The 21,497-nt window shown below is 67.0% G+C and carries 17 protein-coding genes and 1 tRNA gene; 15 read left to right on the top strand and 3 right to left on the bottom strand.

Annotated features, from left to right (window positions below; translation table 11 throughout):
- Nucleotides 1-136: 136 nt before the first annotated feature.
- The 3 genes from BCHO_RS00845 to BCHO_RS00835 all read left to right on the top strand — a co-directional run bounded on the left by BCHO_RS00845 (nt 137) and on the right by BCHO_RS00835 (nt 4,028).
- The gene (locus tag BCHO_RS00845) at nt 137-1,360 is read left to right on the top strand and encodes an ROK family protein (RefSeq protein WP_024540317.1); all 1,224 of its coding nucleotides are present in this window, start codon (nt 137-139) and stop codon (nt 1,358-1,360) included.
- A 335-nt stretch (nt 1,361-1,695) separates the two neighbouring features.
- Nucleotides 1,696-2,346 (top strand): ECF transporter S component, encoded by a 651-nt coding sequence (locus tag BCHO_RS00840; RefSeq protein WP_051354825.1) that lies wholly within the window; start codon nt 1,696-1,698, stop codon nt 2,344-2,346.
- Nucleotides 2,347-3,095: 749 nt separating this feature from the next.
- The gene (locus BCHO_RS00835) at nt 3,096-4,028 is read left to right on the top strand and encodes a hypothetical protein (protein WP_024540315.1); all 933 of its coding nucleotides are present in this window, start codon (nt 3,096-3,098) and stop codon (nt 4,026-4,028) included.
- Nucleotides 4,029-4,365: 337 nt separating this feature from the next.
- Here BCHO_RS00835 and BCHO_RS00830 read toward each other — a convergent pair.
- Nucleotides 4,366-4,442 (bottom strand) — tRNA-Ile (locus BCHO_RS00830).
- 399 nt (nt 4,443-4,841) lie between these two features.
- Nucleotides 4,842-5,054, bottom strand: coding sequence for a 50S ribosomal protein L31 (gene rpmE / locus BCHO_RS00825; protein ID WP_024540314.1), 213 nt, complete (start codon nt 5,052-5,054; stop codon nt 4,842-4,844).
- 306 nt (nt 5,055-5,360) lie between these two features.
- Between rpmE and prfA the strand changes: the two genes are divergently transcribed.
- The 12 genes from prfA to BCHO_RS08670 all read left to right on the top strand — a co-directional run bounded on the left by prfA (nt 5,361) and on the right by BCHO_RS08670 (nt 19,086).
- The gene (prfA, locus tag BCHO_RS00820; protein ID WP_024540313.1) at nt 5,361-6,458 is read left to right on the top strand and encodes a peptide chain release factor 1; all 1,098 of its coding nucleotides are present in this window, start codon (nt 5,361-5,363) and stop codon (nt 6,456-6,458) included.
- Between the two features lie 99 nt (nt 6,459-6,557).
- The gene (gene prmC / locus BCHO_RS00815) at nt 6,558-7,583 is read left to right on the top strand and encodes a peptide chain release factor N(5)-glutamine methyltransferase (RefSeq protein ID WP_232513748.1); all 1,026 of its coding nucleotides are present in this window, start codon (nt 6,558-6,560) and stop codon (nt 7,581-7,583) included.
- Nucleotides 7,584-7,708: 125 nt separating this feature from the next.
- Nucleotides 7,709-8,368, top strand: a complete 660-nt coding sequence (locus BCHO_RS00810; protein ID WP_024540311.1) for an L-threonylcarbamoyladenylate synthase — start codon at nt 7,709-7,711, stop codon at nt 8,366-8,368.
- Nucleotides 8,365-9,558, top strand: coding sequence for an MraY family glycosyltransferase (locus BCHO_RS00805; RefSeq protein ID WP_024540310.1), 1,194 nt, complete (start codon nt 8,365-8,367; stop codon nt 9,556-9,558). Before BCHO_RS00810 ends, BCHO_RS00805 begins: the two co-directional genes overlap by 4 nt.
- Before the next feature lie 106 nt (nt 9,559-9,664).
- A complete protein-coding gene (gene guaB / locus BCHO_RS00800) occupies nt 9,665-11,206 on the top strand; it encodes an IMP dehydrogenase (RefSeq protein WP_024540309.1) in 1,542 nt (513 codons plus the stop codon).
- Nucleotides 11,207-11,716: 510 nt separating this feature from the next.
- A complete protein-coding gene (locus BCHO_RS00795) occupies nt 11,717-12,313 on the top strand; it encodes a hypothetical protein (RefSeq protein ID WP_024540308.1) in 597 nt (198 codons plus the stop codon).
- Nucleotides 12,314-12,574: 261 nt separating this feature from the next.
- Nucleotides 12,575-13,222 (top strand): oligoribonuclease, encoded by a 648-nt coding sequence (gene orn, locus BCHO_RS00790; RefSeq protein ID WP_024540307.1) that lies wholly within the window; start codon nt 12,575-12,577, stop codon nt 13,220-13,222.
- A gap of 102 nt (nt 13,223-13,324) precedes the next feature.
- Nucleotides 13,325-14,170 carry a Cof-type HAD-IIB family hydrolase gene (locus BCHO_RS00785; RefSeq protein ID WP_029675250.1) on the top strand — a complete coding sequence of 282 codons (846 nt, stop codon included), beginning with the start codon at nt 13,325-13,327 and terminating at the stop codon, nt 14,168-14,170.
- Entirely contained in the window at nt 14,170-15,591 is a 1,422-nt protein-coding gene (locus BCHO_RS00780) for a PIF1 family DEAD/DEAH box helicase (RefSeq protein WP_024540305.1), read from the top strand. Before BCHO_RS00785 ends, BCHO_RS00780 begins: the two co-directional genes overlap by 1 nt.
- Nucleotides 15,592-15,762: 171 nt before the next feature.
- Nucleotides 15,763-16,215 (top strand): hypothetical protein, encoded by a 453-nt coding sequence (locus BCHO_RS00775; protein WP_024540304.1) that lies wholly within the window; start codon nt 15,763-15,765, stop codon nt 16,213-16,215.
- A gap of 126 nt (nt 16,216-16,341) precedes the next feature.
- The gene (locus tag BCHO_RS00770; protein WP_029675248.1) at nt 16,342-18,144 is read left to right on the top strand and encodes a proline--tRNA ligase; all 1,803 of its coding nucleotides are present in this window, start codon (nt 16,342-16,344) and stop codon (nt 18,142-18,144) included.
- 354 nt (nt 18,145-18,498) lie between these two features.
- Nucleotides 18,499-19,086: a single-stranded DNA-binding protein gene (locus tag BCHO_RS08670; protein WP_024540302.1), complete on the top strand. Its 588-nt coding sequence runs from the start codon at nt 18,499-18,501 to the stop codon at nt 19,084-19,086.
- A 123-nt stretch (nt 19,087-19,209) separates the two neighbouring features.
- Here the strand turns inward: BCHO_RS08670 and BCHO_RS00760 are convergent, their stop codons facing one another.
- Entirely contained in the window at nt 19,210-21,297 is a 2,088-nt protein-coding gene (locus BCHO_RS00760; RefSeq protein WP_024540301.1) for a M13 family metallopeptidase, read from the bottom strand.
- Nucleotides 21,298-21,497: the final 200 nt, after the last annotated feature.

Raw genomic sequence — 21,497 nt, 5'->3', positions numbered from 1 at the left:
GTCCGCGCGCCTTCCGATGACGGGCGATCGTCGCCCGCCATGAATAGTTAGATGAATAAACTATACTGTGTAGTGTAGCATGACCGTAAGTTCGGCGCGACCAGAGGGGTACGCCGCGGAAGCGAGGAGGCGGCGTATGGCGACATTGAGGAGCATCAACCAGAACGATCTGAGGAACCACAACCTGTCCGTCGTGCTCGAGACGATGATGCGCCGCACGACGCCGCTCAGCCGCGCCGACCTCGCCAAGGAGACCGGGCTGACGAAGGCGACGATGTCATTGCTCGTCTCGCTGCTCATCGACAACCGCATCGTGCGCGAGGGGATGCCGATCGTGCAGTCCGTCTACGGACGGCCGAGCACGCCGCTGCTCGTCGCCGGCGGCGCGATGTGCGGCATCGGCATCCAGATCAACACCGACGGCTACGGCTACCTCGTCCTCGACCTCGACGGCTCCGTCGTCGCCGAACGCTGGGTCGAGGGCGACCTGCACGGCGCGGACACGAAGGCCGTCTTCGACGACCTCGACGTGATGCTGCGCGCGCAGGAGCGGACGTTGCGCAAGCACGGCTACACGATCGCCGGCGCCGGACTCGCGCTGCCCGGCCTCGTCACCGAGGAAGGCCACCTCATCGTCGCGCGCAACCTCGGATGGGAGGACGTCGACCTCAACGAGCAGGCACTGATGCGCAGGCTCGACGTCATCGCCGGCAACGAATCGAACATGGCCGCCGTCGCGCAGCTGCCCGGCTACGCGACGCAGCGCGCCGACGAAGGCGTCGTCGGGCCGAACGGATCGTTCCTCTACATCTCCACCGACATCGGCATCGGCGGCGCCGTCGTGCGCGGCGGCTCGCTCGTACACGGCGACCGCGGCTTCGCCGGCGAGGTCGGCCACATCTCCGTGCAGATGGACGGACCGCTCTGCCGCTGCGGGCGCCGCGGCTGCGTCGAGGCCTATGCGGGACGCCGCGCGATCGTCGAGGCCGCCGGCATCGCGCATGGCGCCGATGCCGCGAGCCAGGAGTCGGTCGACGAGTTCTTCCGGCGCGCCCAGGCCGGCGATGCACGGGTGCTCGAGGTCATGGACCGTGCGATGCGCGCGATCGAATCGATGATCGTCTCGATCGTCAACGTCAGCGACCTCGATGTCGTCGTCCTCGGCGGCGCATGGGCACAGCTCGACGACGCACGGCTGCGCGCGATGGAACGCCATGTGCAGGATCGCATCCTCGCGCGCGACGTCGTCCATGTGCGCGTCTCGCGCGCCGGCGGCGGCGCGCGGCCGGCGCTGCTCGGCGCCGCCGTCACCGGTCTGCGCCGCTTCGTCGACGAGCCTCTCGCATACCTCAAGTCGTGAGCACGCGGGCACGTTATTCGCGGCGGCTGCGCGTCCGTGACCTGCATGTGCATGACGCCGGTGCATGACGCCGGTGCATGACGCCGGTGCATGACGCATGTGCATGACGCCGAAATCTCATGATGTGAGACCTCGTCGTGGAACGATGCATGGCCTTGCACCGCACGGTTGCGCATGCCATGCGGCCGTCGACGCGGCTATGTCGGCATCGCATGGGCGTGAGCCGCGTCGACGGCCGCTGCTATGTTGGCGGAGGCGTTCCCGCCCGAGCTGCGCAGGTCAAGGAACGTCTTGACGAATCGCTGTGCGCGGCACCGTCGGGAAGAGGGACTTCCATGGTCGAACACACCCAAAATCAAGCCAACACCATCCGTTCCAGCAGAAGACTGCGTTGGACGACCGCGGACATCGCCGTGGCCGCCGCGCTCGGCATCGCCGCCGGCGTCGTCTTCTGGGGATTCAACTTCGCCTACATGTCGATCTCCCCGATGCTCGGCGGCCTGTTGCCGGGATGCGCGAGCATCCTGCACGCCGTGTGGTACTTCTCGGGCACGCTCGCCGTGCTCATCCTGCGCAAGCCGGGATCGGCCGTGTTCGTCAATCTCGTCGGATGCGCCGCGGAGATGCTGATCGGCAGCTCGTTCTCCTTCGGCTTCGTCTTCCTGTCGGCCGCGTTGCAGGGACTGTTCGCCGAACTGCCGTTCGCGCTGACGCGCTACCGCGTCTTCAACCTGCCGATCTCAATCCTCTCCGGCATGTGCACGGCGATCGAATATGGCGTCTACCTGATGCTGTTCCGCTATCAGGGCGTCGCGTTCCTCAGCCCGCGCGGCATCGTGCACATGGTGAGCGAGATCATCGGCGGCGTGCTCATCGCCGGCGTCTGCTCGTGGTACCTCTACTTGGCGATCGCGAAGACCGGCGTCCTCGACCGCTTCGCCTCAGGCCGCGCCGTCCGCACCGCAGCAGCAGCAGCTGACCGCTGAGTGCCGTCGCACCCTGCGTGCGGTGGCGGTTTGTGATTGGGGTCGATTACGGACTGCCGTGGTCGCCGCGGATGGCGGCGGTCTGTGGGTGCATCTGCCTCAATACCGCAGCCATTCCCACTGTCGACGGCATTCTGTGGGTGAGTGCACCCATATACTGCCGCCGCAGCCGCTGTTGCTGGCATTCTGTGGGTGGCTCACCCATATGCTGCCGCCGCAGCCGCTGTTGACGGCATTCTGTGCGTAAGGTCACCCATAAGCTGCCGCCGCAGCCGCCATCGTTGGCATTTTGTGGGTGGCTCGCCTAGATACTGCCGTCGTAGCTGCCGATGGTGGCATTCTGTAGGTGAGTGCACCCGTAGAATGCCGTTGCGGTCGCCGATGGCGGCACTTTGTGCGTAGGCTCACCCGTATACTGCCATCGTGATTGCCGTTGATGGCGTTCTATGCGTGTGCTCATCTATGGAGCGCCCTCGTGATCGTCGTACATGGCACTTTGCGCGTAAGGTTATTCATGCGTTGCCGCCGCTGTTCCCTATGTGCGGCGGCAGTCGGTAATCGGAGTCAATCACGGACTGCCGTGATCGTCGTCGGTGCCGTTCCACTACGTAAGATGGGCGGCGGGCGGACGGGAAGGCGTCCACGTACACTGATGACGACGATGTATCGGCATAAGAGAGAGCGTGCATCGTGACGAGGAAAGCGACATCATCGAGATGGGCGCCATCACGTGAAAAGAAGGTTTGTTCATGATGGACGACAGCACGATTGTGTACGCGGAAGCCGAAGCCGGCACGCAGACCGAACTCATCAACCCCAACGAAATCGCCGCGCTTGCGAAGAAACCCGACAACAACAAGCCGCCGAAGGACGACGAACGCAAATACCTGTGGGTGATCTTCGCGTCGATCGTCGTGCTCGCGCTGTTCGCCGCCGTCATCCTCGTCGGCGTGCAGATTCACAACCATCGTCAGCAGCAGCTCGCCCAGGAGCATGCGCGCTGCGAAAGCGCGATGACTGAGCTCGACAAGAAGGCGAAGCAATACGAGGGCCTGCGTTCGGGCGACGGCGCGGCGGCCGGCGCGATCTCCGACATTCAGGTCGCCGACAGCGGCACCGTCAAGCTGCTCGACGAACAGCTCAAGGCGCAGGCGCCGGCGGCGACGAGCTGCGCCGTGTCGTCGGTCGACCAGTACGACGCGCGCATCCAGCAGATCCACGATTACGAGGAGTGGTACGACGCGCATATGCGCTCGTTGCAGGAGGCCGTCGACGGCGTCAACGATTCGAAGCAGCTCAAGGAGGTCGAGGAGGCGACGGCCACGCTCGACGACACGCTGCGCGAGGCGCAGGCGACGCTCGACCTGACACGCGGGCAGGTGGCGGACGAGGCGACGTGGAATCGTCTGTCCGACCTCTATATGAAGGCGAAGCAGGCTGAGGAGGGCCGCAAACTCGACGAGATCACGTCGGTCGAGCAGGACATCAAGACGGCGATCGGCGACGTCAACGCGTCGCGCGACAAGAAGATCGCCGACGACGAACGCAAGGCGCGCGAGGACGCGCAGAAGAAGGCGCAGGCCGAGGCCGACCGCAGGAAGGCGGAGAACCAGTCCAACCGTGACGGCGACCGCAACACGAATCAGAACAACGGCGGCAACAAGGAGAACGACCGCCGCTGATTATGTACGCGTCGCGGATTGCGTATGCGTGCGCGGTGTGTGACGCCGGGGTGTGTGGTTGCGTCGCGCGGGGCGTATGTGTGCGCGGTGTGTGACGCCGGGGTGTGTGGTTGCGTCGCACGGGGCGTATGTGTGCGCGGTGTGTGACGCTGGGGTGTGTTCCGGTGCCGCGGATTGCGTATGCGTACGCGGATTGGGACGCTGACGGGTGTGATAACGACACGCGGGGCGTATGTGTGCGCAGTGCGTGACGCTGCGGGGCGACGACGCTGGACGGACGCACGGAGCAGAATCGGGGCCGATACGCGAAAACCCGCTGTTTCCAGCGGGTTTCGGATGGTGGGGCCTCAGGGGCTTGAACCCTGGACCGGCGGATTATGAGTCCGATGCTCTAACCGACTGAGCTAAGGCCCCACGTCGTTTCGCGGAAAACACCGCGGATGCGACTCGCTAAAGTGTAGCAAACGACGTGACCATATGGCGTCGCATGAGCACAGCCGTCCGGCCGTGTGCCGACCGTGCGCCGATCATGTGCCGACTTGCTCTGTACATATGCGTCGACCGTGTGTCGACCATATGCCGCGGCTGTATGTCGGCCGTCCGCCGACTGCCTGCCAGTCGCGCGTCGATGATGTGCCGACTGTGTGCCGAGCGTGCGCTGACCGCGGTCGACGACTGGAACGACTTGTCCGCGAGCCGCCGCATGTGACATGTGGACGGCGCGTGTGCGCCGACGCCGCACAGATGCCCCGCGCGTGCCCACATAACGAAAACGCCGACCCGAAGGCCGGCGTTTTCGTATCAGCGTGAGAGTCAGCTGCTCTTCTTGCCGTAGCGCTTCTCGAAGCGAGCCACACGGCCGCCGGTATCCAGAATCTTCTGCTTACCGGTGTAGAACGGGTGGCACTTCGAGCAGACATCCACCGTCATATGGTCGCCCTTGGCGGTCGACTTCGTGACGAAGGTGTTGCCGCAGGAGCAGGTAACCTGCACCGCATGATAATCAGGATGAATTCCTGGCTGCATAATTTGTCTCCTAAAGATACGGGGGACCCGGGTCGCCATGCCCCGATGGCAGGCGTGAACCGGATACATGCATTGTACGGCTGCGCATTGACGCGGCCGCACGGCTCGTCCCGTGGCGAACCGCGAGCCTTGCCATCACAGACAACTTCCCGGGTGCCGTGTTTATTCCCGCCCGCGCGCATCCGCGTTTCCCCGGCGTTCCGGCCGTTGCGACAACGGTTCTTGCTAGGATGGAACGGTTTGGACGAAAGGCCGCATGCGCCGCCGGTCGGCGCGCCCCGTGGCCGCAGCATCGAAAAGGCGAAGATGGCAGAGGCAGAGGAACAGTTCCCGGCGGCGCGTACCGCACTTGAGGAATACCGCAGGATCGAGAAGGAGATGGTGCAGCCGGACGTGGCGTCGTCCCCGGACAAGATGCGCAAGCTGGGGCGGCGCTACGCCGAGCTCGGCTCGATCGTGAACGCGTACGGCGATTATCTGCACCTCCGCGACGACCTCGAGGCCGCCCGCGAGATGGCGGGGGAGGATCCCGATTTCGAAGCCGAGGCGAAACGGATCGAAGAGGCGCTGCCGGCGGCCGAGGAGCGGCTGCGCACGGCGCTCATCCCGCGCGACCCCGACGACGCGCGCGACGTGATCATGGAGATCAAGGCCGGCACCGGCGGCGAGGAGGCCGCGCTGTTCGCCGGCGACCTGCTGCGCATGTACACGCGCTACGCCGAGAAGCGCGGCTGGATCACGACGATCCAGAACGAGAACTCGACCGAGCTCGGCGGCGTCAAGGACGTGCAGCTCGCGATCCGCGCGAAGGGCACGCCGGCGCCCGAGGAGGGCGTCTGGGCGTCGCTCAAGTACGAGGGCGGCGTGCACCGCGTGCAGCGCATCCCGGTGACCGAATCGCAGGGGCGCATCCAGACCTCGGCCGCCGGCGTCATCGTGTTCCCGGAGGCCGACGAAGACGACGACGAGATCGAAATCGACCCGAAGGACCTCAAAATCGACACCTTCATGAGCTCCGGTCCCGGCGGCCAGTCCGTCAACACGACGTATTCAGCGGTGCGCATGACGCACATCCCGACCGGCATCGTCGTGAACATGCAGGACGAGAAGTCGCAGATCCAGAACCGCGCGTCGGCGCTGCGCGTCCTCAAGAGCCGCCTGCTCGCGATGAAGCACGAGCAGGAGGCCGCCGAGGCCGCCGACATGCGCCACTCGCAGGTGCGTTCGCTCGACCGTTCCGAACGCATCCGCACCTACAACTTCCCGGAGAACCGCATCGTCGACCACCGCACGAACTACAAGGCGTACAATCTCGACGCCGTGCTCGACGGCGACCTGCAGGCCGTCATCGACAGCGACATCCAGGCCGACGAGGCGCAGCGTCTCGCGAAAGGCAACGACTGAGCGATCGCGCGGCGCGCGCCGACGACGAACGCAGACGCGGGCGCGGCCGACGCGAACGCGTCACGACAGACGACAGCACCAGACATGCAGGAGGCGACGATGGCATCGACGACCGACGACATGAGCGACGACATGAGCGACGCGGCGACGGCGCGCGCAGTGGGAACGCCGCGCCCTTCCACGCCGACGGACAACGCGCCGACGAACGCCGCTGGCAGCGTCGCCGACCTCATCGCGGCCGGCGGCGAACGCCTCGCCCGCGTCGGCGTCGACACGCCGCGCCACGACGCGAAGCTGCTGCTCGCCGAGGCGACGCGCGCCTCGCTGAGCGACGTCGACAAGGCGGCGCTGCTCGGCGACGGCGTCACGAAGCTCGTCGCCGGCAAATCAATCGGCGTCGACGCCGCGCTCGCCGACTATTCGGCGATGCTCGCGCGCCGCGAGCGCCGCGAGCCGCTGCAGTACATCGTCGGCCATGTGCCGTTCAGGTATCTGGACATCAAGGTCGGTCCCGGCGTGTTCATCCCGCGTCAGGAGACCGAGCTGCTCGTCGACGAGGCCATCGGCTGGGTCACGCGCAACGGCCTGTACTGCCCGCGCGTCGTCGACCTGTGCGCCGGCAGCGGCGCGATCGGCCTGGCGATCGCCACCGAGGTGCCCGGCGCGCAGGTGTGGGGCGTCGAGAAGGACGTGCTCGCCGCGCAGTGGACGCGCCGCAACGTGCAGGAGACGGGCGCCGTCTTCCCCGACATCACCGCGAACTACCATCTCGAGATCGCCGACGCGACCTGTCCGACGACGCTCGCGCAGCTCGACGGCACCGTCGACGTCGTCGTCAGCAACCCGCCGTACATTCCGCTGACCGACGTGCCCGAACAGTTCGAGGTGCGCGAATACGACCCGCAGACCGCGCTCTACGGCGGATCCGCCGATGGCATGATGGTGCCGGAGCGCATCATCGTGCGCGCGGCGGCGCTGCTGCGTCCCGACGGCGTCCTCATCATGGAGCACGACGTCACGCAGACGGACCGCACCGTCGCGTTCGCGCGCGCGAGCGGATTCGCCGACGCGCGCACCGAGATCGACCTCACCGGACGCCCGCGCTACCTCGTGGCGACGCGGTAGGCGGCGGCCGCCGCGGCGACTACAGTCGTCACCGAAGGCCGTCGTGCGCGACGGCACTGAAGGAACATCGCGGGAACATCGCGGAACATCGAACTATCAGCAACGCGGAAAGGCGGGGAGCGAGCATGAGCGACGTACGGACCATCGATGAGGGGTCGCTGCGCGAGGCGAGGAAGGTCGTCGAAGGCGGCGGCCTCATCGTGCTGCCGACCGACACCGTCTACGGCATCGCGTGCGATCCGCGCAACGCCGACGCGATCGCACGGATCTACCGGGCCAAGCGGCGTCCGCGCACGAAGGCGCTGCAGGTGATCATGGCCTCGGTCGACGACCTCGACGGGCTCGGCCTCGTGCTGCCGCCGCCGCTCAACCGTCTCGCCGCGCAGCTGCTGCCCGGCGCGTTCTCGCCGATCGCGCTCGCCGACGACGACTGCACGCTGTGCACGACGAGCCGCGACGCGCGCGGCGGACGCACGCAGGCGATCCGCGTGCCGAACTCGCATCTGTGCCTCGAGGTGCTGCGCGCGACCGGCCCGCTCGCCGCGTCGAGCGCGAACCGTTCGGGCGACGAGAGCGCGCAGAGCGTCGACGAGGCGGTGCGCGCCTTCGGCGACGACGTCGACCTCTATCTCGACGGCGGTGCGACCGCGGGGCATGTCGCGAGCACCGTCGTCGCCGCCGATCCTCTCGCGCGCGACGGCGTCGAGATCCTGCGCGAGGGCGTCGTCCCGGCTTCGGTCATCCGTCGCATGATTCATATGAACGGCGGCGGGCTGGGTCTATGAAGGTCTATCTGTTCATCTGTCTGCTCGCGGCCTGCGCGACCTTCCTGTACACGCCGATCGTGCGCCATGTGGCGATCCGCGTCGGCGCGGTCGGCGAGGTGCGCGCGCGCGACGTGCACACGGTGCCGACGCCGCGCATGGGCGGCGTCGGCATGCTGTGCGGCTTCCTGACGGCGATGTTCTTCGCTTCCCGGCTCAACTTCCTGCAGGGCGTCTTCCGCGAGAACCATCAGGCGTACATCGTCATGGCCGGCGCTGTGCTCATCTGCCTGCTCGGCGTGTGCGACGACATCTGGGACCTCGACTGGATGCTCAAGCTCGCCGGGCAGCTGCTGATCGCGGTGTTCGTCGCGTGGGGCGGCCTGCAGATCATCACGTTGCCGATCGGCTCGCTCGTGACGGCGTCGCCGACGATCTCGATCGCGATCACGGCGCTGCTCATCGTCGTGTCGATCAACGCCGTGAACTTCGTCGATGGCCTCGACGGCCTCGCCGCCGGCATCGTCGCGATCGGCGGCGTCGCCTTCGGCATCTACTCGTACATCCTCGCGCGCTCGGCGCCGTCGTACGCGTCGATGGCGACGCTCGTCGACGTCGCGATGGTCGGCATCTGCCTCGGCTTCCTGTTGCACAACTGGCATCCGGCGAAGCTGTTCATGGGCGACTCCGGCTCGATGCTGCTCGGCTATCTGATCACCTGCGCGTCGATCATCATGACCGGCCGCATCGACCCGGCCACGGTGAACGCGTCGATCTACCTGCCCGCATTCATGCCGATCCTGCTGCCGATCCTCGTGCTGTTCCTGCCGGTGCTCGACATGCTGATGGCGATCTGCCGGCGCCTGAGCAAAGGGCAGTCGCCGATGCATCCCGACCGCATGCATCTGCACCACCGGATGCTGCGCATCGGCCATTCGGTGCGCGGCGCCGTGCTCATCCTGTGGGGATGGGCGGCGCTCATCGCCTTCGGTTCGCTGATGCTGCTGTTCTTCCGCCCGATCCATGTACTCGTCGTCTTCCTCGTCGCGGCCGCCGCACTCACCGTCGCGACGATGTATCCGTACATCCGCCGACGCATGAACGGCGAGGTCGAGGAACTGCCCGAGGAACGCGACGCCGACCATCCGGAGCATGCGCGCGCCGCCGGCGGCCGTCGCCGCCGCGCACGGCACATCCGCGGCGATCGCTGACGTCCGCACGCCCGTCGCGGCGGTCGGGGAGAGGAGACCGGCGGGCGCATGTTGCATCGTGGGACGGCGAGTGGCGTTCGTCGTCGTGCGTCCATATAGTAGGTCTATGGCTACAAATCCTGATATGCATGCAGAATCCCCGTACGCTCCCCTTCCCCCCATCTTCGCCCAGCTCGGGCTCGCCTATGACGACGTGCTCCTGCTGCCGAACGAGACCGACGTCATCCCCTCCGAGGTGGATACGACGACCCATCTGACCCGCAACATCACGATGAAGGTCCCGGCGATCTCCGCCGCGATGGACACCGTGACCGAGTCCGAGATGGCGATCGCGATGGCCCGCAACGGCGGCATCGGCGTGCTGCACCGCAACCTGTCGATCGACGACCAGGCGGCGCAGGTCGATTACGTCAAGCGCTCCGAATCGGGCATGATCACCGACCCGCTCACCGTGAACCCCGACGTCACGCTCGCCGACCTGGACAAGCTGTGCGGCAAGTTCCACATCTCCGGCCTGCCGGTCGTCGACCATGAGAACAAGCTCGTCGGCATCATCACGAACCGCGACATGCGCTTCATCGCGTCGGACGACTACGACCATCTGCGCGTCAAGGACGTCATGACGAAGGACCATCTGATCACCGGTCCGTCGAACATCTCGAAGCGCGACGCGCACGACCTGCTCGCGGCGAACAAGATCGAGAAGCTGCCGCTCGTCGACGACGAAGGCCACCTCACCGGTCTGATCACCGTCAAGGACTTCGTGAAGACCGAGCAGTACCCGGATGCGACGAAGGACGAGCAGGGCCGCCTGCGCGTCGCCGCCGGCATCGGCTTCCTCGGCGACGCCTGGCAGCGCGCGAGCGCGCTGCTCGAGGCGGGCGTCGACGTGCTCGTCGTCGACACGGCGAACGGCGAGGCCAAGCTCGCGCTCGACATGATCCGCCGCATCAAGAACGACCCGGCCTTCAATGGCGTCGACATCATCGGCGGCAACATCGCGACGCGTCAGGGCGCGCAGGCGATGATCGACGCGGGCGTCGATGCCGTCAAGGTCGGCGTGGGCCCCGGCTCCATCTGCACGACGCGCGTCGTCGCAGGTGTCGGCGTGCCGCAGCTGACGGCCGTGTACGAGGCCGCGCGCGCCTGCCGCGCCGCGGGCATCCCGTGCATCGCCGACGGCGGCATCCACTATTCGGGCGACATCGCGAAGGCGCTCGTCGCCGGCGCGAGCTCGGTCATGCTCGGCGGCGTGCTCGCCGGCTGCGAGGAGGCCCCGGGCGAGAAGGTGCTGCTGCACGGCAAGCAGTACAAGCTGTATCGCGGCATGGGTTCGCTCGGCGCGATGGCTCCGCGCGGCAAGAAGTCGTACTCGAAGGACCGCTACTTCCAGGCGGACGTCACGAGCTCGGACAAGGTCGTGCCGGAAGGCGTCGAGGGCGAGGTGCCGTACCGCGGACCGCTCAACGCCGTGCTGTACCAGATGATCGGCGGCCTGCACCAGTCGATGTTCTACATCGGCGCGCACAACATCCCGGAGATGAGCGAGAAGGGCCGCTTCATCCGCATCACCGACGCCGGCCTGCGCGAATCGCATCCGCATGACATCGTCATGACGGCCGAGGCGCCGAACTACTCCGGTCGCTGATCGCCGCCGCGCGCGCATGGCGAAGACCGTGCGTGCCGCGGATTGACGCACTGCGCAAGCACCGAGCCGTCCCCATATGGCTGCAGCCATACGGGGACGGCCCTTTTCGTTCTGTTTGGCCGCTGAGGCGACAGTATTCGGGTGAGGTCACCTACATACTGCCGTCATTGTGCGGTGCGGTGGTCGTATTTGGGTGAGGCACCAGAATACTACCGTTGACAAGGGATGCGACGGCATTCTGTAGGTGGGCCACCCGAATACTGTCATGGTTGGCCGTCGGAATGGCATTCTGTGGGTGGGGGACAATGCGACGGAGGATTGGCGCCGATGCAGTCCGTACGGTGGGCCGGATATGGAGATATTGTGCAAACCTTCCAGTATTGTTGAGGATGATATCGTATTCGTTCACCAGTGGAGAAAGCCGCCGGTGTGGGCGATACGGCCAAAGAGTCAGGGAATCATCGCAATCGCGGCGATTTCCAACACCAAGAGGCAGTAAGGAACCCCTTCATGGACACCCAGGCTACACGGCAGTCGAGGACGCGCAATGCCACCGTTCGCATCGCTGCGCTCGTCGTGACCTTCGCGATGCTCGTCGCGAGCGCCGTGTTCGGCGTCGGCCGCGCGCAGGCCGCCGAACTGACGGCGACCGCCGACCCGACGACCTTCACGCAGTGGACCGAAGGCGTCGGCAACCCGCTCGACCCGCGTTCGAACGGCCGTGTCTGGACCGACAAGTCGGTCACGACCGGCGACGTCTTCGTGCCGGCCGGCACCGTGCGCATGGGCCTGGCGAACTACACGGTCGCGAAGAAGGACAACGTGACGAAGACGGCGACCGCCGCGATCGCGCCGCGCTGGGACGGCACGACCGTCGACGTTGCACTTGGCAACAACGGACGCCTCGCCGTCGCGCAGCAGCCGGCGACGCCGGATCCGAAGCCGGAGCATCAGCCGACGGCGCCGGCCGAGACGACGAACACGTCGACGGCGAACACCGGCTCGAGCGTCGCGCTCATCATCTGCGTCGCCGCCGCGCTGCTGTGCTCGGGACTCGGCACGCTGCAGCTGAAGCGCCATCGCCCGAACGGACGTCACGCCGGCTGAGCGAAAGGCGGCCGCTGAACGGCCGCTCATACGCTGACGACACGACGGGGTCGCGCACATGGAACCGTGCGCGGCCCCGTCCGTCGTCTCCGGCTGCGCACGGCGCTTTTGTTTTGCGGTCAGGATAGAACTGGCGACGGCGGGGCGACGTGAGGTAGGCTCGAATGTTCGGCGCGAAGTCGGCACGGCCGCGCGCCGCGAACCCGCGACGGCCGCGCGCCGCCCGGATGCATCAACGGAACACAAGGAAAGAGGCACGCTATGGTGGAAGCACATGACGACGAGGTGTACTCGGCGACGAATTCACGACTCATCTGGATCGACTGCGAGATGACGGGGCTCGACATCTTCCACGACGAGCTGTGCGAGATCTCCGTCGTGCCCACCGACTTCGAACTCAACGTGCTCGACGACGGCATCGACCTCGTCATCCGTCCCTCCGACGCGGCCGTCGCGCATATGAACGACTTCGTGCGTGCAATGCACACCCGTTCCGGCCTCATCACCGAATGGGAGCAGGGCCTGAGCGTCGAGGAGGCCGAGCGGAAGGTCATCGACTACGTCACGCGCTTCATCCCCGAAGGCGTCAAGCCGCTGCTCGCCGGCAACTCGGTCGGCTCCGACAAGAAGTTCCTCGACCGCTACATGCCGGACCTGATGAGCCGGCTGCACTACCGCGTCATCGACGTGAGCACGATCAAGGAGCTCGCGCGTCGCTGGTATCCGGCCGTCTACGAGAACCGCCCGGCGAAAAACGGCGGCCACCGCGCGCTCGCCGACATCATCGAATCGCTCGACGAGCTGCGCTACTACCGCGCGGCCGTCATGGCGCCGGAGCCCGGCCCCGACGCGGCCGAGGCGAAGCGGATCGCCGGCGACATCGAGCGCACGAGCATCGCGCGGCAGTGAACGGCCGCGGTGCGCGCCGCACAACGCATACTTCCACGACCGCGGACATCGCGCGGTCGCACACGTAACGACACAGCGAGGATGAGGAGGCACCCGCACACCATGACGAATGAGGAACCCAAGGATTGGAAGACGCTCGAGCCGCTTAACGACATCAGGCTCGTCGTCGCGGACATGGACGGCACGCTGCTCGACGGCGACAGCCAGATCCCGCTCGGCTTCAAGCCGATGCTCGACCGGCTCACGCAGCTCGGCGTGCGCTTCGTGCCGGCGAGCGGCCGCCAATACCAGACGCTCGAGAGGATGTTCGCCGACGCGCCGCAGCGGCTGCCGATCATCGCCGAGAACGGCAACGTCGTCGCGCTCGACGGCAAGGTCATCGAGACGCACGGCGTCAGCGGCGCGATCGTCGACGAGACGATCGCGATGACGGAACGCACGAGCGAGGACCTCGGCCTCGTCATCTGCGCGCTCGGAGGCGCCTACGTCAGCCGCGACGACGCGCCGTTCATCGCCGAGGCGAGCAAATACTACACGAAGCTGACCGTCGTGCCCGATCTGCGCGAGGTGCTGCGCTACAAGGACGAGCAGATCCTCAAGCTCGCGATCTTCGACTTCGGCGACGCGCAGGCGATGGCCGAACGCGAACTCGGCTTCGTCGAATCCCCGTACACGGCGACCGCGTCGAGCGCGCACTGGGTCGACATCATGGACGGCCACGTCAACAAGGGCGAGGGTGTCAAGGCGCTGCAGCGCGCGCTCGGCGTCACGCGCGCGCAGACGATGGTCTTCGGCGACTATCCGAACGACATCGGCATGCTGCGCGAGGGCGAGTATTCGTTCGCGATGGCGAACGCGCATCCGCAGGTCAGGAAGGTCGCGCATTATCTGGCGCCGGCGAACACGGAGGAAGGCGTGATCCGCGTCGTCGATCGGCTGGTGCGCTGATGCGGCAGGCCGAGGCGCTCGAGATCATGGACGCCGGCGCGTCCGTCTTCCTCACCGGCGCGCCCGGCGCCGGCAAGACGTACACGCTCAACGAGTTCATCGCCGCCGCGCGCCGGCGCGGGGCGAGCGTCGCCGTCACGGCGTCCACGGGCATCGCGGCCACGCACATCAACGGTCAGACGATCCATTCGTGGAGCGGCCTCGGCGTCGCGAACGCGCTCACCGAGCAGACGCTCAAGAACGTGCGCACGCGCCGGCGCAAGGCGCTGCAGGCCACCGACGTCCTCGTCGTCGACGAGGTCTCGATGATGCACGCGTGGCTGTTCGACATGGTCGACCGCGCGATGCGCATCGTGCGGCGCGACGACCGTCCGTTCGGCGGCGTGCAGGTCGTGCTCTCCGGCGACTTCTTCCAGCTGCCGCCGGTCAGCGTCGGGGCGCACAACCGCGACGTCGTCGCGCCGAGCCCCGAATTCGTCGCCGAACGCGAGCGCTATGCGCGCGCCGGACGCAACCCGGAGGGCTTCATCACCGAATCCTTCGCATGGGACGAGCTCGACCCGGTCGTCTGCTATCTCGAGGAGCAGCACCGTCAGGACGACGGCGCATTGCTCGGCGTGCTGACCGACATCCGCGAAGGGCATGTCACGCGGCAGGACCGCGACCTGCTCGTCACGCGCCTCGGCGTGCGGCCGCCGGAGGGGAGGACGGCCGTCAACCTGTTCCCGGTCAACCGCCAGGCCGACCAGCTCAACGACCGCATGCTCGCCGCGATCGACGCGCCCGCGCACACGTTCCACGCGACCTGCGCGGGGCCGGCGAACCTCGTCGAACGGCTCAAACGCAACATGCTCGCCCCGGACGTGCTCACGCTCAAGGAGGGCGCCGAGGTCATGGCCGTGCGCAACGACGCCGACCACCAGTTCGTCAACGGGTCGCTCGGCACCGTGCGCGGCTTCGCGCCGGAGAACAAGGGCGGCTGGCCGATCGTCGCGTTCGAGAACGGCAACATCGCGACGATGAAGCCGAGCGACTGGGAGCTCACCGACAACGAGAAGACGCTCGCCGCCGTCTCGCAGGTGCCGCTGCGCTGCGCGTGGGCGATCACGATCCACAAGTCGCAGGGCATGACGCTCGACGCGGCCGTCATGGACCTCAAGCGCACCTTCGCGCCCGGCATGGGCTACGTCGCATTGTCCCGCGTCGAACGGCTCGACGGGCTGTTCCTCAACGGCGTCAGCAACCGCATGTTCGACGTCAGCGACGACGCCGTGCGCCTCGACGGCACATTGCGCGAACGTTCGGCGCAAGCGGCGCGCGCATTGCACGAGGACGGCGCCTCGTCGATCGTCGCCGCGCAGGGGCACGCGCAGACGGCGGCCGGGGACGACGACGAGTTCGCGCAGGACGAGCTGTTCTGAGCCTTTGTCGTTCCCGCATGCGCGGCCACGCCCGTCGTGAACGCGGGCGCGGCCGCGCATCGCTACAATGTGAATCGACATCGGCGACCGGCGTCGCGCCGTCATCGGCGCCGCGCCGATCGCACAACGAGAGAGGCCGGCGGCGGCCGCGGCAGGCAGGAGGAAGGCATCATGAAGCGTAGGAACGCGTATATCGTCTCGGGGGTCGGCGCCATCGTGCTGTTCGTCGCCTTCCTGATGTACAACGCGCAGCCGGTGCCGCTGTGGAACTGGATCAAGCTCTCCGACATCCTGACGATCGTCGGCGGACTGATGTTCGTCGTCCCGTTCTACTCGCTGTCGGTGCGCATCAAGGCGCAGGAGCATGCGCCGAACCCGTGGGTGTGGCAGCTGCTGCCGGTCATCGGCATGTTCCTGATGGTCGTCGGCCTGCTCATCCCCAACGATTTCGTCAGCCTCGGCTCCCTCGCGCTGTGCGACGTGCTGTATTTCCTCGGCTGCGTCGGCATGCTGATGATCTTCGTCTACCCCTTCGGCTCGGTCAACGACGAGATCCTCGAGAACGACGTCGACGAGCGCGCCGAGGACGCCGGAGACACGGCGAAGTACCCGAAGACGGAGTGAACGCGGGCCGACGGACGGAGGCCTCGACCACCGTATTTCGTCGAAACGTCCGTCGTGCATCCGCAGCATGCGCGGCGGACGTTTCCGTATGGGTCTTCGTCCCGCAAGCCGCGTAGGTTAACAGGTATGACCAAAGCTCTTCGAATGTCCACCATGTTCCTGCGTACGCTGCGCGAAGACCCCGCCGACGCAGACGTCGATTCCGCGAAGCTGCTCCAGCGCGCCGGCTACATCCGCAAGGCCGCTCCGGGCATCTGGACCTGGCTGCCGCTGGGCCTCGCCGTCCTCAACAAGATCGAGGGCGTCATCCGCGAGGAGATCAACGGCATCGGCGCCCAGGAGGTGCACTTCCCGGCGCTGCTGCCGCGCGAACCGTACGAGGCGACGCACCGCTGGGAGGAGTACGGCGACAACATCTTCCGTCTCAAGGATCGCCACGAGGCCGACTATCTGCTCGCGCCGACGCATGAGGAGATGTTCACGCTGCTCGTCAAGGACATGTATTCGTCCTACAAGGACCTGCCGGTGACGCTCTACCAGATCCAGACGAAGTACCGCGACGAGTTCCGTCCGCGCGCCGGCCTGATCCGCGGCCGCGAGTTCATCATGAAGGACGCCTACTCGTTCACCGTCGACGAGGAGGGCATGCGCAAGGCCTACATGGACGAGCGCGGCGCCTACGAGCGCATCTTCCAGCGTCTCGATTTGAAGTACGTCCCGGTGTTCGCGATGAGCGGCCCGATGGGCGGCTCGGCGTCCGAGGAGTTCCTCGCGCCGATGCCGATCGGCGAGGACACCTTCGCGCTCGCGCCGAGCGGCAAGGCATGGAACGTCGAGGCGCTGCACACGCCTCAGGTCGAGGCGATTGACTTCTCGGCGACGCCGGCCGCCGAGAAGCGCGCGACGCCGGACGCGAAGACGATCGACGAGATGGTCGCGTTCGCGAACGAGACCTATCCGCGTGCCGACGGCCGCGCATGGCAGGCTTCGGACATACTCAAGAACGTCGTCGTCGCCGTCAGGCACGCCGAGGACGACGAGCACGACGAACCGTGGCGCGAACTGATCGTCGTCGGCATCCCCGGCGACCGCAAGATCGACATGAAGCGCCTCGAGGCGCAGTTCGCCCCGGCCGAGCTCGAGGAGGCGACCGAGGAGGACCTCAAGGCGCATCCGGAACTCGTGCAGGGCTTCATCGGCCCGATGATCGCCGGTCCGCAGAACGACGCCGACGATGCGCTGCGCTACTTCATCGACGCGCATGTGGCCGAAGGCTCGGCATGGTTCACCGGCGCCGACGAGCAGGACGTCGACTACTACGACCTCGTCTACGGCCGCGACTTCAAGGCCGACGGCGTCGTCGAGGCCGTCGAGGTCCGCGACGGCGATATGAGCCCGGACGGCTCCGGCCCGCTGAGCTTCGAACGCGGCGTCGAGATCGGCCAGGTCTTCCAGCTCGGCCTGAAGTATTCGGAGGCGCTCGGCCTCAAGGTGCTCGACCAGAACGGCAAGACGGTGCCGGTGTGGATGGGCTGCTACGGCATCGGCGTGAGCCGTGTGCTCGCCTGCATCGCCGAGACGCATCACGACGAGCGCGGCCTGGCATGGCCGTCGAACATCGCCCCGGCGCAGGTGCACGTCGTGGCGACCGGCAAGGACCAGAAGGCCTTCGAAGCGGCCGAGCGCCTCATCGAGCAACTCGAGGCCGACGGCGTCGAGGTCATCTACGACGACCGTAAAAAGGTCTCGCCGGGCGTCAAGTTCAAGGACGCTGAACTCATCGGCGTGCCGATCATCGCAGTCGCCGGACGCGACACCGTCAACGACGGCACGATCGAGATACGCGACCGCGACGGCGGCAACAAGGAGGCCGTGCCGGCCGAATCGGCCGCACAGGTCATCGCCGACCGTCTGCGCCGGATGCTCTGATCGCCGCGCCGCACGCGCGTGCATGATCGATCGGGACCCGCCACTGCACACGGTGGCGGGTCCCGTCGTCTGCGCCGGGAGTCGCCATGTCCGCGTCGCCGATGACGGCGGACGGCAGCGGCGGGCAAGCCATGCACGACGTGCATGACTTTGCGAATCCATCCACATCGCGCATGTGGATTGCTGTGGATGGAGGTCCTGCCCATCCACATTCCGGGCGCGACACACCCTTCCGGTCACATGACCCCGTCACGCTTGCGCCGACGGGGCGCCCGCGCCGATAGTGGTGGGACCCAACAGGTGGGGTCAACCCGGGCGCCCGACGACGGCGCAGCCAGACGAAAGGACACGACCATGGCGATACAACAGGGACAGATCACGATCACCGGATTCCTCGGCAGCGAGCCGACGCCGCTCGGCATGCACGACGGGGCGCGCGCCGCCTGCCGGTTCCGCCTCGCATGCACGCGCGGCTACCGGGACGGCGCCGGGCGCTGGCAGTCGCTGCCGACGACGTGGATCACCGTCAAGGCGTTCCGCGAACTCGCGCTCAACATCGTCAACTCGTTGCACAAGGGACAGGCCGTCATTGTCGTCGGCGTGCTGTCGACCGAGGAATGGAAGGACGAGGACGGCAACCCGCGCTCGCACACCTTCATCGAGGCGAGCAACGTCGGCCACGACCTCAACTACGGCGTGACGGTGGTGCGCAGGATCGCGAAGGAACAAAATGACGCGCAGGACGCAAGGCCGCCACGGCCGGGCGAAGGGCGCGACGACGCGCCGGCCGAGCTCGACGCGCAGGCGGTGCAGGTCGACCCGCGCACCGGCGAGGTCACGGCCGACGAGGCCGCGCAGGCCGAGGTCGTCGCCGAGGCGAACGCCGTCGCCGCGCAGGCCGCCGAACCGGTCGCCGTCGGCGCACAGGGCGACGATTTCTGACGGGCGGCGGACGCCGGCGACACGGCGACACGACGACGCGACGAAAAGGGGAGTGCGCGGTTCAGTCCAGAACTGAACCGCGCACTCCCCACCGTCATATCCGGCGTATCAAGCCGGAGCGTGTCACCAGATGTGGACGCGCTCCTCGGGCTTGAGCCACATGCGGTCGTCCGGCGTGACGCCGAAGGCCTTGTAGAACAGGTCGACATTGCGCGCGATGCCGTTCGTGCGGCATTCGGCCGGCGAATGCGGGTCGATCTGCAGGTACTGTTCGGCGAGCTCGTCGCGGTTCTTCGTGCGCCAGATCAGCGCATAGCCAAGGAAGAAGCGCTGCAGGCCGGTGAAGCCGTCGAGCGTCGGCGCCGTGTCGAGCGCGGCCTCGACCGCGTTCGGGTCGCCGTCGATCGGCTTGCCCTGCGCCTCGTCGAGCGAGAACGCGTAGGCCTTGAGCGCGATGTTGACGCCGGACAGGTCGCCGATGTTCTCGCCGATCGTCAACGCGCCGTTGACGTGAGGCGCCTTGTCCGGATCGTCGCCGTACTTCTCCTGCAGCTGCGTCGGCACGAACTGGTCGTACTGGTGGATCAGCGCCTTCGTCAGCTGCTGGAAGCGCGCCTTGTCCTCGGCGGTCCACCAGTCCTCGAGCTTGCCCTCGCCGTTGAACTGCGCGCCCTGGTCGTCGAAGCCGTGGCCAATCTCGTGGCCGATGACCGAGCCGATGCCGCCGTAGTTGACCGCGTCCTCGGCGTCCGGGTCGAAGAACGGCGGCTGCAGGATCGCGGCCGGGAACACGATGATGTTGAGCGTCGGCTCATAGTAGGCGTTGACCGTCTGCGGGTTCATCAGCCATTCGTCCTTGTCCACCGGCTTGCCGCACTTGGCCATCTGGTAGCCGAACTCGTAGACCGAGGCGGCGCGCATGTTGTCCATCAGGTCGGCCGACATGTCGACGTCGAGCGCCGTGTAGTCGCGCCAATGGTTCGTATAGCCGATCTTCGCCTCGAAATGGTCGAGCTTGTCGAGCGCCTTGCGCTTCGTCTCGTCGCCGAGCCAGTCGCTGTTCAGGATCGAGACGTGGTAGGCCTCGGTCAGGTTGCGCACGAGCTGCTCCATGCGCGTCTTCGAGGATTCGGGGAAGTGCTCGCGCACGTAGACGCGGCCGACGTCCTCGCCGCAGACGCCGTTGACGAGCGAGACGCCGCGCTTCCAGCGCGCGCGCTGCTCCTTGGCGCCGGAGAGCGTCCTGCCGTAGAAGTCGAAGTTCGCCGTGTCGAAGGCGCTCGATAGCATGCTCGCGCGGCCGACGATGACGTGGACGCGCGCCCACAGCCTGAGGTCCTCGAGGTCGGCGTCCGCCCAGAACGTGTTGAGTCCGGTGAAGAACGACGGTTCCATGACGTTGACGTGCGCGAGCGCGCCGAGCACGTCGACCGGGTAGCTGCGCGCCGTCTTCGAACGGTCGTACGACGTCTGCATCGCCTTCGCCCACGCCTCGACGTCGAACGCGGCGAGCATCGACGACAGCGCGGCGAAGTCGGTCGGGTTGTTCGTCTTCTGCGAGTCGCGCGTCTCGACGTTCGTCCAATGGTGGGAGGCGATCGTCCTCTCGACGTCGAGCAGACGCTCGGCCTGCGCCTGCGCGTCGTCGTAACCGGCGTTGCGCAGCTGGCGGGCGACCATCGTCACGTAGGCGTCGCGGATCGGCGCGTAGTGGTCCTCGCGGTAGTAGGCCTCGTCGGGAAGGCCCAGACCGCCCTGGCTCATATGCATGATGTCGTGGTCGGGGTCGTTGAAGTCGCCGAAGATGTCGAAGCCGAACAGGTCGGGGCCGCCGTAGGGGCTCAGCTCGCCGAGCAGCGCGGTCAGCTCGGCCTTCGACTGCACGGCGTCGATGCGGTCGAGGTCGGGGCGGATCGGCTCGGCGCCGGCCTTCTCGACGGCGTCGACGTCGAGGAAGGAACGGTAGATCGCCTTCGAGACGGCGGCCTCGTCGCCGTCGGACTCGAGGATGTCGCGGATCTGGGATTCGGCGTTCTCGGCGAGGCGGTCGAAGGAGCCGTAGCGGGAACGGTCGTCGGGAAGCGCGTAGGTGTCGATCCACGGGCCGTTGACGTAGCGGAACAGGTCGTCGGCGGGGCGGATCACGGAGGAGAACGCGGCCGGATCGATGCCGGATCGACCGGGCCGGTGGGATTGATAGCTGTTGCTCATGATTCCACACTATAGAGCTTTTCTGACAACGCCGGAGGGACGGCGGACGGCGGACCCGGCCCGGCGCGGCGGATGCCGGAAGTCCGGAACGGCCCTGCATGCGGGTGCCTCGGCGGGGTCCGCGGCGCGCCGGCCACATCCGGACCGATTTCGCCGCCGACTACGCGACAAGGGAAACAATCGCGAAAACGCGACGGCGG

It is taken from the genome of Bifidobacterium choerinum (assembly GCF_000741135.1).
Classification (GTDB): domain Bacteria; phylum Actinomycetota; class Actinomycetes; order Actinomycetales; family Bifidobacteriaceae; genus Bifidobacterium; species Bifidobacterium choerinum.
This window is presented reverse-complemented; position numbering and strand designations above follow the sequence as displayed.